Genomic DNA, 15,856 nt, shown 5'->3' with positions numbered 1-15,856 from the left:
CAGCATAAAAAGTGTGATTAGATTATTTACATGTTTAGATATGCTATAATTACATGAATAGACAAGACATCGGGTGATGAAATGGAACTGGTAATCGCATATATCTCATTGTTCATTACAATCTTTACCGGCTTATCGTTTGGCTTGTCCCTTGTCGGTATCCAAATTCAAGATACTATACGGAAAATGGCTATTGGTACGGGTATAGCCTTTGTTGCTATTAGTGGACTCGGGTTTTACTTTCCTGTTCATCAATTATCAGGAGCAGCGTTCGTTTTGCTACTTATTTACCTTGTACTCTACATGAAGATTCCATTTCTTCAATCGGTTATTGCTGTCCTTCTTGGATGGACTTTCGATTTGGCTATCATCCAATTAGTTGAACGTAATTTGTTCGGCTTGGCTCTTTATTCCAATGATTTGGATATGGATTCATTCGTATTAATAATGAATGAAGTGTTTATTATTGTTACAAATGTATTGATCACCTATATAATTCTTACAGTTAAGCCAACTCTTATTCCGAATTCGATCTTTATTGAGAAACCACTTGACTGGGAACGCCGGTCCTATTGGCAACGTCAGCCATATTGGAGACACCTACTCATAAGCATCTTATTACTTTTGACTGTGGATGTATTTTTAGTTTTTACATACTTTGTGCGAAACGATTTTCCGATTTCTTATCGGTTGTTTACGACAGGTTGGTCGGTCTTCATACTCATCGTTATTTTGCTCTTTCTCCGTTCGTCTCTGTTTCATAAAATCGAGCAAGAGCAAATCTTCATGGATAAGCAATACCAAACTGATATGCATGAGTTCTTTAACTATATTCGATCTCAGCGACATGATTTCAGTCTTCACCTCACTTCCGTTTTCGGTTTGATAAAATCCGGGCGTTACGATGAGGCTTCCGACTATATCGATGAAGTGGTCGAGCAAGTTCAAGAAGTTAACGAATTATTGCCCGTAGCACACCCGGCCATAAGTGCGCTTTTGAACACGCAAAGTGATAAGGCAAAAAAACAAAATATTCGAATCCGTTATACTATTTTGGATGACTTGAGAGATATGCCGGCATCGATTTACGATGTGAACAAAATCTTAGGAAATCTCATTCAAAATGCAATGGAAGAAGTCGAACAGTTGCCAGAAGAAAAACGCTTGATCACTGTTGATATTGAACGGGAGAAGAGGCAGCTCGTTTTCCGTGTAGGGAACTCATCTATGATGGATGAAGAGCGGATGGCAAAGATATTTGAGACGGGTTATACAACTAAAGAAGGGCATGAAGGAATCGGACTCGCTGTTTTGGAGCGACTCGTCGGCGGTTATGAAGGAGTCATCTTTCCTGAAATGACCGGAGACTTTTTCGTCATACATGTCCGATTGCCCCTTTCGTCGAGGAGACGACGTTAAACGACGACGCTTATAGAAGTATTATTAGCAATTGCTTGCATCTGAAAGAGGAGTTGGGGATATTGGACATTAACGTATTATTAGTAGATGATGACAAAAACGCCATCAACCTGCTCAAATCACATTTATCTGCATACTCCTTCGTCACTTTAAAAGGTGAAGTCCATAGCGGTAAGGAAGCGATGGAGTTCATTCGCAATGAAAAAGTCGATCTGATGTTCCTTGATATAGAAATGAACGATATTACGGGACTTGAGCTTGCGAAACATATTCAGGCGCTTCAGAAAAACATCGAAATCATCTTTGTAACGGGGCATGCAGGATTTGCGCTGGAAGGTTATGATTTCCATCCAATCGACTTCTTATTGAAACCGATCGATTTCTTCCGGCTTGAGAAAACGATGGCGATCGTTCAAGAACGGTTCCAAGGTGCTCCGAAAGCGGATAATCAAAATAAAAAAATCGGCATGCGTGTAGCTGGCGGCATAAAGATTTTCAACGTGGAAGATATCATCTACATTGAAAAGATTGGCCGCAAAGTTTCGATTGTGACGAAATTCGGTTCCTTCGAATCGAGTGATACGATATCTGCCATTGAAGATATGTTTGAAACATACGGTTTCTATCGTCCTCACCAGTCGTTTATCGTGCCCATGCACAATATAAGATCCATCAATTCTGATTCCATTTCAAGAACCTATACACTTGAACTCACCAACGGGACGCTTGTTCCCCTTAGCCGGAACAAAGTCAACGAGTTGAAAGACCTATTAGTCGCTGAAGGAATTGTACTTGTGTAATGAGGACATCCGAAAAAACGTCACTTGCCAAATTTGCAAGTGACGTTTTTTCTTATAGTAGTTCAGTTAGTCTTTTTTATGATATGCCTTCCACCATAGACAATCCGTTCAATGTCCCCATTGCTATCTTCAATAAACTGAAGGATGTCAGTATAATCATCTTCCGCGACAAAAACGTTTTCACCTGCATAACGAAGCGGTTTGTATGATGCGTTGGATTCAATACCGAAGACACCATTCCGTATTTCAGCAGTAACATTCATCCCTTCCCCAGAAATATACACCCCTTCATATTTCGCCAGTTCACTGTCCTCTATTTCAACCGTTTCCACTGTGAATGAAGATGTCTCATATTCCCTGCCTTCAACGATGTTCAATGCCCCCATAAGCACATCACCTGCAGAGACATCCGCTACATTTGTCAAAATGACACCCGCGAGTTTCTTATCAGGAATCGCACACATAAAGGAAGATACGCCTTTCAATCCTCCACCGTGGCTAATCAATTTCGAACCAAAGTAGTCCGGAATAATACGTAGTCCATAACCGTAGCATTTACCCGGTTCATATTCAATATGTGGCGTCATCATCTGCTCGACACTTTCTTTAGATAAAATCCTCGTTCCATTGACAACACCTTCATTCCAGAACAACTCCAAATAACGGACGATATCATTGGCTGTCGATTTCAAATATCCGACTGCACGCATCGACGGAGCATCCCACCAAATTGGTGCTTCATAGACATCCGATCCGTCTTTCGTTTTCATATAGAGTGTCGTCACGTTGTCTAACGTCTTTATCAAATCCATATCAAAAAAGCTTCTTGTCATGCCGGCAGGTTGCAGTACATTCTCTTCGATGAAAGATTCATACGATTGGCCGCTCACACGCGTAATAATGATGCCGAGCAATCCATAAGAATCGTTCGAATAACTATAATACTCACCGGGTTCCCCGAGCCACTCGAATTCATCGTTCGCCATGAATGCGAGCATTTCATCATACGTCTCGATGTGAGGACCGGGATTGTTGAGTAGATCAAGTCCATAGTCTTTTGAAGATGGATCTTGTTCAATGCTATTTTTACGTGCGTATACATGCGTCGCAAGTGGCGGATAGCCTGATGTATGTGTCATTAAATGATGAATCGTAATCTTCTCTGCCTGTGCTTTCGTCTTCAACTCCGGTAAATAAGTGACAATCGAGTCGTGGACAGATAGCTTCCCTTCTTCCTGCAGTTTCATAATTCCTACACATGTAAACGATTTTGTCATCGAAGCGATACCGAATACCGTATCCCCCGTGACAGGAAGCTGTTCTTTCACATTCCGGAAACCAAAATCTTTTCCAACGATTGTCTTCCCATTTTCAGCAATCGTTAACATCGCCCCAGGAATCAATTCTTTCTCCATGAACGCTTTTGCATGCTTTTCGAACAGTTGTTTTGCGAGTGTCTCTTTCATGTCAACGACCCCTTTGCTAGTTGAATGCTAGATACGTATGTATAGCCTATCTAATTTGGGCTATATAGTTTTATTCGCCATCTTACGGGTTTCACCTTCTGCACTCGTGAATATTTTAGTGGGCGAGGTGAAGTGACTTTATAACTTCCCTATATGCTTCAATGCTTCGCGGCGACTTAACGGTTTTAACGTATTCCCTTCCACAAAACGTTTTACAACAATCGGATTGGTCTTGGCATATTCCCTAAGAGCCCAACCAATCGCTTTTTGAATGAAGAACTCTCCTGAATCCGAGTGTTGTAAAATAACTTTAAATAACAATTCCTCGTCTGTCTGCTCTTTAAATTTTAACTGATGTAAAATAGCGGAACGGTTCGTCCACATATTTTCTGAAAGGGACCACTCAAGCATTACGTTCTCCCCGTACTCTCTATCTAGTTTGACAATATGTCCAACAAAATGAGGTGCGATCGAATCGACGCTATCCCACCAAGATTTTGACTCGATGAAATGAAGAAGCATTGGGAAATCATCAGTAGTCAATTCTTTCTTCATCTTGTCGATCAATGCGATTGCTGCATACTGGTATTCACGCTCCGGTAATTCGTATAATTTCTTTGCTTCCACAAAGAGCTCGCTTGGTTCAGGTAGCGCGTATTCACGAAACTGCTCACGCAATAACTCTTTCCGCAATGGACTCTTTATGCCTAAAAAAGGAAAGTGATTTTTCATATATGCTTCCATGGGACCTGCAAGTTCCCTATTCCGATTTTCTCCAAACCGCTTAACAACCCCCTTATGATTCCATTGTTCTTTCAATTTGCTAACCACCTTTTATTATTTATTGTAACTGATGAAGAAAAAGTACATACTTTAAGAAACTGTTTTTCATTTACCTGACAGCATACAGCACAAAAAGGAGATCATTCAAATGAACACATATGCACAAGTATTCCAAGGCACTGCTTTTACAAGCCAATCACCAAAAGAAATTAAGGTCTTAAAAGACCATCTTTTCTGCATTGATGAAAACGGAGTGATTGCAAAAATTTTAGCTCCCATTGATATAGCATACAACGATGTCTTGAAGGAGTACGAAAACACAGATGCATTCCATCGTATTAACGAAGGAACTTACATCCTTCCAGGTTTCATTGATTTGCATGTCCATGCTCCCCAATGGATTCAAGCTGGCACAGCACTCGACATTCCTTTAAATGATTGGCTTAACACATATACATTCCCGACCGAAGCAAAATTTGCAGATGTTGATTTCGCCACAAAGGTGTATGCCGATGTCGTGGATACGCTGCTAGCTAACGGAACAACGACGGCATTGTATTTTGCAACGATTCACAAGGAAGCAAGTATCGTTTTAGCAAAAACATGCGCAGAAAAAGGACAACGTGGACTAGTCGGCAAAGTCGTTATGGATGACCCAGAACAGACCCCTTCCTTTTATAAGGATGCGGATACGAAAACCGCACTTGCTGATACGGAAGAATTCATAGTAGCTGTAAAAGAATTAGGTAAAAGCACGAAACAAGGTGTCTATCCAGTCGTCACCCCTAGGTTCATTCCTAGTTGTACGGATGAAGCGCTGCGAGGTCTAGGGGAGTTGGCCAAGAAATATGATACGCATATTCAATCGCATTGCAGTGAAAGTGACTGGGCGCATGGATATGTACAGGAGCGGTTTGGTAAAAACGATGCCCAAGCGTTGAATGACTTCGGCTTGTTGCAGGATAAATCCGTCATGGCGCACTCGAATTTCCTCACAGATGAGGATGCTCAACTATTTGCTGACACTGGAAGCGCGATTGCGCATTGCCCAGTTTCCAATGCGTATTTTGCAAACAGCGTCATCCCGATTGCGCGTTTCATGGCGATGGGCGTAGAGATTGGCCTTGGGTCAGATATATCAGGAGGTTTTTCACCGAGTTTGTATGACAATACGAGACAAGCGGTCATTTCTTCCCGTATGTTGGAAGATGGAGTGGATTCAAGTCTTCCAGCAACTACACGAGGCGTTCCAAATTCACGCATCACACTTAACGAAGCATTCTATCTTGTCACAGCGGGTGGCGGTGAGAGTCTAAGCCTTCCAATCGGACGTCTGGAAGTAGGGTTTGCATGGGACGCGCAAATGATCGACACTCGAACTGCAAATGCACGTCTGCCAATTTACGAAGTGGATAAAAAAGAAATTGATATCTTTGAAAAAATCATCTATCTGGCTCGTCCGGAAAATATCCGCGAAGTATGGGTGCAAGGGGAAAAAGTGCATACCCGTTAATACTTGAAATAATTTCTCTTCACAGAACCGCCCACTGGATGATAGATGTCCATTCGGGCGGTTTTTCTCATCAAAGGAGAATCATCTGTCTGTTGATTATTTTTTCTTTGAATATAATAATTCAGCAATCCCCACCGATATAATAGCATGTGGTTTTTTGATTAGTAACAGCTATATCTGTTAGTATTTCAAGATTTCGCTTAAAAATAAATGTTATTGGAGGATAGTTATGACGATTGGAAAAAAGTTATACACGGCATTCGGGGTCCTCTTGGCGATCATTCTTGTGTCATCTGTGTGGAGCCACTATGAACTTACTAAAACCGAAGCGGATTACAAAGAGATGATCCAAGACCGTGTTGCACAAGCAATGCAAGCGCAAGTCATTCAAAAGGATATCGCATTACAAGGCGTTTACATCCGCTCTTATTTATTACAAGGTCATCAAGCTGATTTAGACTCATTTGAGCAACAGTTTGTAACGATGCAAACAACGATTGACTCACTAAAACAAATGGTACATTCAGATGAAATGAAAGGGTACTTGGAAACAGTCGTGACCAAGACTGTAGATTTTAGAAAAGCATCTGATCATGTCATTGGGTTGAAGCAAGCAGGTGACACGGAGCAAGCAGTACAAATGATGGAGATAGAGATGCTCCCCTTAAATGTCGAAATCAGACAAACGATGGATGAGGTCATCGAATACCAATATAAGCATCTTGATATTGCAATGCACAATGCTGAAAAGACCGCTAGCCAAGCGAAGTTAGCCATAATCATTGCCGGCACCTTGGCATTACTTATCGGTGGTTTCACTGCTTTCTACATGACTCGATTAATATCAGGTCCATTGCGTCGTCTTGCAGCTGAGGCATCAGTGATTGCCTCAGGGGATCTTACAGGTCAAGATGTTATAGTGAAGTCCCAAGATGAACTTAGAGCATTGGCCATTTCGTTCAATGAAATGAAACATAACCTACGTAACTTGATTGGTAATGTTAGTGATAACGCTCTTCATTTGACGGCTTCTGCTGAAGAACTATCTGCAAGTACAAATGAAGTTTCCAATTCATCTGAAGAAATTTCAAAAGCGATTGAAAACATTTCGCTAGGTGCGCAAACTTCTGCTTCATCAGCAAGTGAAAGTTCACTTGCTATGGAAGAGACGGCTTCAGGTGTTCAACGAATTGCAGAATCGACCGTAACGCTTCATGCGAGTGCAGAAGATACGATGAGAATCGGCAACGAAAGTGGAAAAACTATGCAAACAGCGAAAAAGCAAATGTCATTGATACATGCATCTTCATCTCAAACAAATGAAATGATTAAACGTCTTAGTCAGCAATCTTCCGAAATTGAAAATATTACAAAAGTCATCACAGATATAACTGAACAAACGAATCTTCTTGCACTCAACGCCGCCATCGAAGCCGCACGAGCTGGGGAACATGGCAAAGGATTTGCCGTAGTTGCGGATGAAGTACGGAAACTTGCAGAACAATCGAAAGCATCAGCTAGTCAAATAGTTGAATTGACATCAGCTATTCAGCGAGATACAAAAAGCGTAGAAGCTGCTGTTCAAGAAAGCTTAACGTATGCCGCCCAAGGGGTGGATGTAATGGATGAAGCGGGTCAATCTTTCTTAACAATTGTCGATGCAGTTCAAATTATGAACGACCAAATCGGGGAAATTTCTGCAGCGACTGAAGAAATCTCAGCAAGCGCAGAAGAAGTTTCAGCCTCGGTCTCGAATATAGCTATACTCGCAAAAGACGCATCTTCAGCCACTGAGCAAACCTCAGCGTCTATGGAAGAACAAATGGCGACAATTGAAGAAATTAACGCCGTAGCAGTTGACCTTAACAAGAAGGCCATCCATTTGCAAGAGATGATTCACGAGTTTAAAGTCTAATGAAATGACAGAGACTATCCAGCAAGTCAGCGAAAGCTGCTTCTGAATAGTCTTGTTTTTATATCCATTGATCATTTACCAAACTTATTCAATCGTTTCTTGAATGGATTTTCTTAGTGATTCCAGTTTGACCACTTTCACTTTCAAGTTGCGTATGGAGTCCTCATTAAGCTCAACTTTACCGTCTTTGTGATATTGCTTCCATGCTTTTACATTTTTACGGTATAAGTCCTCTGATAAACGATAAATATCGATGTCTTTTTTTAATGCGGCTTCATACGTCGTCTTGATCTCCTTTTCAACTTCTTTCATGATCCCTTTTTTAAGCTCATCCATCGATACTTCCCCTTGTATGACACTGACTATTCCTTCCAACTCAACATTAACGTCAAACACTACTTCTCCCGCTTGGACGACAGGATGTACTTTTACTTTCACCTTTTCAACGTTGACCGTTATAAATTCATCACCGTCCGATTTGAATGTGACCTGTCCTCTTTTAGTTTCGTTGGACATCCACTGCATGCCACGAACATCGTCTCCCTCAATGAAACCTTTAAATCCATTTGGAGTGGCTACTCCCACGCCCGATAGAACGGGGGCTTTAATGGACTCATCTATCGACTTCCAGTTCTCCATGATTTTAATTAACGGAATCATCGCCTCATGACTCGGCTCATTCATATCAATGATTAACTTCCGCATATCTATCGGATTAATAAATGATTCTTGTTTAAAGGAGTTTTCTGGATCTCCAAGTTTTGAAAGTGTTATCGCTTTGTTAATAACCGGTCTTACTAAAAGAACTTCTTGAACCGGGTCTGTAGTTGTATACACCCAAATTTGATAACGCGTTTCCCTATAACGTATGAACAAATCAATAATCGGGCTTAACTCGACATTTTTCAGAACTTCTTCTGACACGACCAAGTAACTGAAATGTCCCCAATAAACCGTTTGATCGATTGAATGATACAACTTAAATACTGCTTCATCTACTGTTTTTCCTGTAGCAAAGCCTACTTCCGCTTGAGGTTGGTTGGATGGGGGCAGCTCTGATTTTGCGACGTTTGCAAAATTTATAATTTGCGCATGCACTTCGTATTTTCCATCTTTGTAATCAACACCAATTCCATTGATATATAGCATTCTTTCGGGTTCTTTTGTATCCCAACAACCAGAGAGGAATACCATAATCATTAAAAGTATCACTAAAAGTCTTTTTTTCATTTTACCCTCTCTGTCCTGTGTTGTCAGTTGCAAATCAGACTTAGCGTGTAGCTTCAACAACAAGCTATCTCCCCCAATTTATTGCTCGATCGTTTCCCTAATAGATTTCCTCTCCGATTTAAGCTTGACAATTGTAATTGACAGTTTGCGAATTGAGTCCTCGTCCAAATCCACTTTGCCTTTCTTTTGATATTGCTTCCACGCTTTCAAATTTTTCCGATACAATTGCTCCGATAAACGATAGATATCAATATCTTTTTTCAATGCGGCTTCATAGGTGTCTTTAATTTGTTTTTCAATTTCTTTTTCCGTCCCCTGCTCAATCTCTTCAACTGATACATCTCCTTCAATCAGGCTGATTGTTGCATCCAATTTCACTTCGATATCAAACCTGACTATTCCAGTCTCAACGATAGGATCCACTTTCGCTTTCAAATTAGAAATATTCATCGTTATATCATTCCCATCCTCTGTTTGAAAAGTAACTTCTCCCCTTTCCACCTCATTGGACATCCATTGCATACCTCGAACTTCATCCTCCTCAATGAAACCTTTGAAGCCATCTGGCGTAACTACACCTACACCTGATATGATTGGTGCCTTAATTGACTCCTTGATTGATTTCCAATTTTCTTCAACCCTAATTAATGGAATGAAAGCTTCGTGACTTGGCTCATTCATGTTGATGATTAACTTACGAATATTAACTGGTTCTATAAAAGATTCTTGCTTAAAGGAGTTCTCAGGGTCACCGAGTTTCGACAATGTAATAGCTTTGTTAAGTACTGGTCTTACTAATAGCAACTCTTGGACAGGATCTTTTGTCGTATATACCCAAATATGATATCTTGTTTCACGGTAACGGATAAAGCTATCTATAATTGGACTTAATTTCACATTATTCATAACCTCTTCTGATACGACCAAATATGAAAAATGGCCCCAAAAAATCTTCTGGTCAACAGAATGATATAATTCGAAAAATGCTTCATCCATTGTTGCACCTTTTGCAAATCCAACTTCCGCTTGCGGTTGGTCACCCGGAGGTTGATCTGACTTTGCGATATTGGCAAAATTGATAATTTGCGCGTAAACTTCGAACTGCCCGTCTTTATAATCCACGGCAATTCCGTTAATATATAGCATCCGTTCGGGTTGATTATCATCCCAGCACCCAGAGAGCATGGACAAAGCCAGTAGCAATAATATGAGAAGTGGTTTATTTTTCATTGTTATTTTCATTCGATTTGGCCCTCGTTTTATCAATGGGATTTAACATTTCAGGACGTGTTTTGTATTGATCAGGCGGTAGACGGAAAAACGTTCTTTTAATCGTCATCCAATTTAAATCAGCTGAGATGTTCAAATAAGGAACACCAAATATCCGTATGCCTGCTAAGAATAGGATTGTAAAAAAAACAGACATAAAAAATCCAAACAATCCTAAAAACGCTGTTAAAAGTATGAAACACAACCGTAAAATACTAACCGTAGAAGTGAGTGCTTGATTGACCAGTGTAAACGTCGCAATGGTGGACGTTGCAATAATGACAATCATAGCTGGACTCGTTACTCCCGCTCGAATAGCTGCATCTCCAATAATTAAACCACCTACAACACCAATTGTGCCGCCAAGCGCAGATGGTAGCCGTAATCCTGCTTCCCGAAATAACTCGAACATCAAGAGCATAAGTAGCATTTCAAGGAAAGATGGAAACGGCAGGCCAGTATTTGACTGGACAACTGTAGCTAATAATTGAAGTGGCAATTGATCCTGGTGGAAAGTTGTTAAAGCAAGCCAAAATGCTGGGAGTATAATACCTATCGTCATTCCAAAAATACGCAATAACCTCGTCATCGAACTAAATACGCTTGGGTATTCATTATCTTCACCAGTTTTTACAAGTAAAAATAAATTCACTGGAGTTATAACCCCATATGCAACCCCATCAACAAAAATCAGAAAACGTCCTCTGACAAGTGCTTGTATCGCTTTATCCGCCCTTCCTGTATAATCGGTTTTCGGGAATAATTTGGAGCTTTTATTTACCTGTTCCATTAATAAATCACCACTAAACACAATATCCGTATCAACTTTTTTTAATTGTTTTTTTATACTATAGAGAGTTTCTTTACTGGCAATATCATCGAAATATAATAATGCTACAGCCGTTTTTGATCTTCTCCCCAATTCGAACTTTTCCACACATAATGAATTGGTTGGCAAGCGTTTACGAACTAATGCGATATTAACAGCAATATCTTCAATGAAGTTATCTCTTGGCCCTTTAACAGGAACCTCCAATTTCGTCTCTTCGGGATTCCGATTCGGCTTCTTAGAAATATTACTCGCAAAAAGGCAGTTACTATCAAAATAAAGAAGTACATTCCCTGTATAGATAAGTGTAATAATCTCTTCTTTCTCATTCACTTTCGTTAAACTGGGAACATGTAATTGACTTACAATCATTTTTTCTAATGACTCAGACTCATCATTACGAAGTTCTACTACATGCTGTACACGTGGGACGACGACCTCGTTTAAAAGCTGTTGGTCAATCATTGCCTCACACGTAATGAATACAACATCTTGTTTTCCAAAAGTATACGTTTGAAACAGGACGTCTGCGGATTTTTCAAACAGTTGCTTTAATGTATTAAGATCAGCAATCTTTTCACCCGACTGCATTATTACTCACCATTTTCTCTATTGGTTATTTTGTTAGACGCTTCTTCGATGATTTACTTGAGATGGCCACAATAATTGCTAACAAAAGTGATAGCAAGAACATGAACAGAAACGTGCTCAAGAGCAGAAATTCTCCTTTTATTCTAATAAATACATGATCATTCATTAGAAACAAAGAAGCACATATGAAGAAAAAGGCCGGCGCGATCACTTTCCAAATACGCTGTTTATCTCCTGTCATCTTCAGCAAATCCGCCGCGATATATAAAATAAGCCCTACTCTAACAAAAGCTCCTGTAAGCCACTGATAAATTGACAAGAAATCAATATGTTCGATAAAACGTCCAATTGACACAAGTCCCCACTCTTCATAAGCAGGGTACCGCTGTTTGGCAGCTTCATCAGGACCGAATTCAGTAATTGCTCCAGTAATTGGACCTAATGTTAATCCCATTAGTATGAAAAGGATAATAGCAAAATGGTACCAACGGAATCGGCTTTTAACTTTGTGCTGTATAAAAAGTAACAAAAGTAGTTCAACAAATCCCGACGCCGGATATACAATCGATTTAAATACCGGTTTCATACCGTGCTCCAACATAGGTAAAAGTAATTCGTAATCTTTCACTTGAATATTTGTGATTGCTACAAAAAAGCCCAGAACAACTACAAAGAATAGAACGAGTGCATTCACTATGACAATTGTCTGTAAATTCGTCGAAGCAATGAGGATACAAAGCGTAGTGTACACAATCAATAATAAAAGCATTGGTGTTTTCGGCAAAAAAGTGCCCATTATCCATTGCAACGTCTCTGCCAATGTAAATGCAGCAATTATTAGCAAAAAGATCGCCACCACATATCGGATAACGGTTGATGCAACTTTTCCGACTTTGTTGTATAGCCAATCTCCGAGTCGTTCTTGATTCGTCTTTTTGTGAATGTACATGAGAAGAAAAATCCATGGAAATATTAGAACACTAGCTCCAATCACAGACATCCAACTATCTCTTCCAGCCCCTTGTAAAAGCGGTGGAAGTATGGTTACGTGATTTTTCAAGCCGATTACTGTCATGGACAGGAAAATAACATGTAGAACGCTGATAGATCCAATTTTATTCACTCAAAAACCCTCTAACGTTTTTATATAGCTCAGCTTTGACAAGAATGTATGGGATTATAAGCTAATTTAAAAAGCACCTACGCCAATTAAGGTATAGATGCTTTACATTATGCTATTTGTCTCTGAACCCACCCTCACTGGTTCCGCAAATCAGTACATGGGAATTACAATGTATCACTGTTCTTATTTTTGACGATTTCAAGGCAACCATTCGCTTGTACCCATTTCAAAACAGAAACAATAACAGCTTCAAGTTCTTTACCAACTTTCGTCAATTCGTATTCCACTTTTCTTGATGGAACGTCTGGCACATTTTTCGAAACTATCCCATGTATCTCAAGCTCACGTAATCTCTCTATTAACAAGCGATCAGATATCCCTTCGATTTCAGCGACTAATTCATGATACCGCTTCGGTCCGTCCAATAGTCGATAAACAATGACTCCCGTCCATCTCTTCCCGATGAACTCAATCATTTCATGAAAGCTATCACAATTGCTTTGGTTGTTTGTATGATTCAACTCATCATTTATCCTCATGAACAACACCCCATTCACTTAATAAACTCACTGTAACATATCTAAAGTTGACAAACAAACTTACTAATAGTAACCTTAAAATAACTTACTATTAGTAAGGTAAATCATTTTATTGGGAGAGTGCAATTATGTCCGAAAAATATACAACGTTATCTGAAATTATTCACGAAAGAAAGTCAGTGAGGAAGTTTGATCCTACACATAAAATACCTAAGGATGAAATAGAAGAAATGCTGTTAGAAGCGACCGAAGCTCCATCTTCGAGTAATTTACAACCATGGCGTTTTATGGTCATTCAAGATAATGAAACGAGAAAACGTCTGAAAGAGTTTTCATTCAATCAACAGCAACTAGAAACGGCATCTGCCATTATCGCTGTAATTGCTGATACTGAAATGTACCACAATATCGATGAAATCTATGAATCGAATTTTGAAGCTGGAAATATGGACAAAGCTAACATGGAAAACCAAATTAGTAATGCCAAAGCGCTTTATCCGAAGGCGCCTTTTGAAGCAAGATTGAACATCGCCGCTTTTGACTCAGGTCTCATTTCTATGCAATTGATGTTGATTGCCAAGGCAAAAGGTTATGACACTGTACCGATGGGCGGATTCGATAAGCAACAATTTGCGAAAGAATTCAACTTGGAAGAGCGCTATGTACCACTTGTGTTAATTGGATTAGGTAAAGCGGCAGCCCCTGCTTACGGTTCCACTCGTTTACCACTGGATAAAATCGTGACGTTTGTGTGATTATCACTTTCAATTGAAAACAGGAACGCATGCATACTTGCACGCGTTCCTGTTTTTCTTACATATGCTATTTGTCCCCGAACCCACCCTCACTGTTTCCGCAAATTAGTACACGGTAGTTACAATTACAATCTATTTGTACAATTGTCACAGTACTGGGCGTCAGTTGTGCATAATTGGCATTGCCCCAATACCATCATTAGTCCAACTTGCCCTGTTGGCGGGTTTGTACTCACCTTTGCGGATAACAGTTACCGACTAGCATATTGAAGATCGTTTCTTACAGTAAGTCTGTCGTCCAGTTCAGTCCTTGGATTTTTGTATCCATTTCACGGAACTCTTTTGATAGTTGGTCGACTTGTTTCTGGATGGAAGCGACATCGACTGTGCTGACGACTTTGATTTCTGTCCGGCTGTATCGATCGTTTCGAACGGAGGCTTCTTCTGCCACTTTTGCTAACAGTAGACGCTTGTCCCACATTTGATCGCGTTCGGTTAATGCATCTGCTAGTGTGCGATTTTCATCATATTGAATTGTACAGTTAGATTTGTTGATACGCTTAATCAGATACGTCAATTCTTTCATGATTTCATCAAGCTCCGACAACATTGCATTCGGGTCTTCTGCAGGTTGTTCTCCCTCTTGCGTTTTAACGTTGACGCTTATTCGTCTTTTTAATTGTTGAATTCTTTTTTGATAATCCGCACGTGCGATTAATGCTTCGGCTAGTTTCATGTTCAACATCCCCTTTACAGATCTAGATAAATGTAGGTATGACTCTGTTATTATTAAGTTCGTTGTTCGATGCTCAAATACCTTTATTTTATGAGAATCAAAGGACTTTCTTCGTTACAAAAAGTGCTATACTGTCATTAATTCAAAATCAAATAAGGAATTTGGAAAGGATTTTATTTATGAACAATGACATTGCAGCTTACTGGGTATCAAAACTCGGACTACTTCCGCATCCGGAAGGTGGTTACTACAAAGCGACATTTTCTTCTGAAGAACGCACGACAGATGAACAGCTGAGTGTAGATTTTGAAGGGACGCGCAAGCTGTATACGAGTATTTATTTTCTACTGACATCCGATAATATCTCCCATTTCCACAGGTTGAAATCGGATGAGGTATGGTATTATCATGCAGGCAGTTCACTTACTGTCCACGTGATCGAGGAAGATGGGACGTACCGGGAAATCCAGCTCGGCATGGATTTGGAGAAGGGCGAGGTGCCACAAGCACTTGTCCCTAAAAACTCAATTTTTGGTTCTTCTGTTAAAGGTGATAATAATTGCTCCCTCGTCGGTTGCATGGTTTCTCCAGGCTTTGAGTTCCAGGATTTCGAACTGTTCACCCAAGCCGAGTTGTTGGAGAAGTATCCTCAACATGAAGATATTATTATGAAGTTGGCATATGAGACCATTCCTGAATAAGTAGAAATTTCTTGGACTGTAGGCGAATCTAAATTTGCCTACAGTCTCTTTTGTTAATTGGAATTCATCTACATTAATAGTATTATCACTAAAAATGTTTTCTATTTGCCAGGTATGGATAAAGATAAATACTAGTATACATTACCATTCTTTATTTTTTTCTGTAAATGTGGAAGTTTCGAAAGGG

14 protein-coding genes are annotated in these 15,856 nt (G+C 39.9%); 6 read left to right on the top strand and 8 right to left on the bottom strand.

Annotation, left to right across the window (positions count from 1 at the left end; all coding sequences use genetic code 11):
- The first annotated feature begins 81 nt into the window (after positions 1-81).
- On the top strand, positions 82-1,419 hold the full coding sequence (locus tag H9649_RS10445) for a sensor histidine kinase (protein ID WP_191694732.1): 1,338 nt from the start codon (positions 82-84) through the stop codon (positions 1,417-1,419).
- 62 nt (positions 1,420-1,481) lie between these two features.
- Positions 1,482-2,219, top strand: coding sequence for a LytR/AlgR family response regulator transcription factor (locus tag H9649_RS10440; protein WP_191694730.1), 738 nt, complete (start codon positions 1,482-1,484; stop codon positions 2,217-2,219).
- A 62-nt stretch (positions 2,220-2,281) separates the two neighbouring features.
- Here H9649_RS10440 and H9649_RS10435 read toward each other — a convergent pair whose 3' ends face one another.
- On the bottom strand, positions 2,282-3,685 hold the full coding sequence (locus H9649_RS10435; protein WP_191694728.1) for a serine hydrolase domain-containing protein: 1,404 nt from the start codon (positions 3,683-3,685) through the stop codon (positions 2,282-2,284).
- Between the two features lie 138 nt (positions 3,686-3,823).
- Entirely contained in the window at positions 3,824-4,504 is a 681-nt protein-coding gene (locus H9649_RS10430) for a DNA alkylation repair protein (RefSeq protein ID WP_225229811.1), read from the bottom strand.
- Positions 4,505-4,616: 112 nt separating this feature from the next.
- Between H9649_RS10430 and guaD the strand changes: the two genes are divergently transcribed.
- Both guaD and H9649_RS10420 read left to right on the top strand, forming a co-directional pair.
- The gene (guaD, locus tag H9649_RS10425; RefSeq protein WP_191694726.1) at positions 4,617-5,981 is read left to right on the top strand and encodes a guanine deaminase; all 1,365 of its coding nucleotides are present in this window, start codon (positions 4,617-4,619) and stop codon (positions 5,979-5,981) included.
- Positions 5,982-6,210: 229 nt separating this feature from the next.
- A complete protein-coding gene (locus H9649_RS10420) occupies positions 6,211-7,896 on the top strand; it encodes a methyl-accepting chemotaxis protein (RefSeq protein WP_191694724.1) in 1,686 nt (561 codons plus the stop codon).
- An 84-nt stretch (positions 7,897-7,980) separates the two neighbouring features.
- On the opposite strand, the gene H9649_RS10415 is transcribed toward H9649_RS10420, so the two are convergent.
- From H9649_RS10415 to H9649_RS10395, 5 genes are all read right to left on the bottom strand, one after another.
- Positions 7,981-9,186: a Ger(x)C family spore germination protein gene (locus tag H9649_RS10415; protein ID WP_191694722.1), complete on the bottom strand. Its 1,206-nt coding sequence runs from the start codon at positions 9,184-9,186 to the stop codon at positions 7,981-7,983.
- A gap of 18 nt (positions 9,187-9,204) precedes the next feature.
- Positions 9,205-10,368 (bottom strand): Ger(x)C family spore germination protein, encoded by a 1,164-nt coding sequence (locus tag H9649_RS10410; RefSeq protein ID WP_191694721.1) that lies wholly within the window; start codon positions 10,366-10,368, stop codon positions 9,205-9,207.
- Positions 10,346-11,815 (bottom strand): spore germination protein, encoded by a 1,470-nt coding sequence (locus tag H9649_RS10405; protein WP_191694720.1) that lies wholly within the window; start codon positions 11,813-11,815, stop codon positions 10,346-10,348. Before H9649_RS10405 ends, H9649_RS10410 begins: the two co-directional genes overlap by 23 nt.
- Before the next feature lie 25 nt (positions 11,816-11,840).
- Positions 11,841-12,938 carry an endospore germination permease gene (locus H9649_RS10400; RefSeq protein WP_191694718.1) on the bottom strand — a complete coding sequence of 366 codons (1,098 nt, stop codon included), beginning with the start codon at positions 12,936-12,938 and terminating at the stop codon, positions 11,841-11,843.
- Positions 12,939-13,102: 164 nt separating this feature from the next.
- Positions 13,103-13,477, bottom strand: a complete 375-nt coding sequence (locus tag H9649_RS10395) for a winged helix-turn-helix transcriptional regulator (protein ID WP_191694717.1) — start codon at positions 13,475-13,477, stop codon at positions 13,103-13,105.
- A gap of 128 nt (positions 13,478-13,605) precedes the next feature.
- On the opposite strand from H9649_RS10395, the gene H9649_RS10390 reads away from it, so the two are divergent.
- On the top strand, positions 13,606-14,232 hold the full coding sequence (locus H9649_RS10390; protein ID WP_191694715.1) for a nitroreductase family protein: 627 nt from the start codon (positions 13,606-13,608) through the stop codon (positions 14,230-14,232).
- Positions 14,233-14,512: 280 nt separating this feature from the next.
- Here the strand turns inward: H9649_RS10390 and H9649_RS10385 are convergent, their stop codons facing one another.
- Positions 14,513-14,968, bottom strand: coding sequence for a DIP1984 family protein (locus tag H9649_RS10385; protein WP_191694713.1), 456 nt, complete (start codon positions 14,966-14,968; stop codon positions 14,513-14,515).
- Positions 14,969-15,147: 179 nt separating this feature from the next.
- On the opposite strand from H9649_RS10385, the gene H9649_RS10380 reads away from it, so the two are divergent.
- Positions 15,148-15,669: a cupin domain-containing protein gene (locus H9649_RS10380; protein ID WP_191694712.1), complete on the top strand. Its 522-nt coding sequence runs from the start codon at positions 15,148-15,150 to the stop codon at positions 15,667-15,669.
- The last annotated feature ends 187 nt before the right edge of the window (positions 15,670-15,856 follow it).

This window comes from Sporosarcina quadrami, assembly GCF_014836615.1.
Taxonomy (GTDB): domain Bacteria; phylum Bacillota; class Bacilli; order Bacillales_A; family Planococcaceae; genus Sporosarcina; species Sporosarcina quadrami.
Note: the sequence above shows the minus strand (reverse complement) of the source record. Positions and strands in the feature narration are given on the sequence as shown.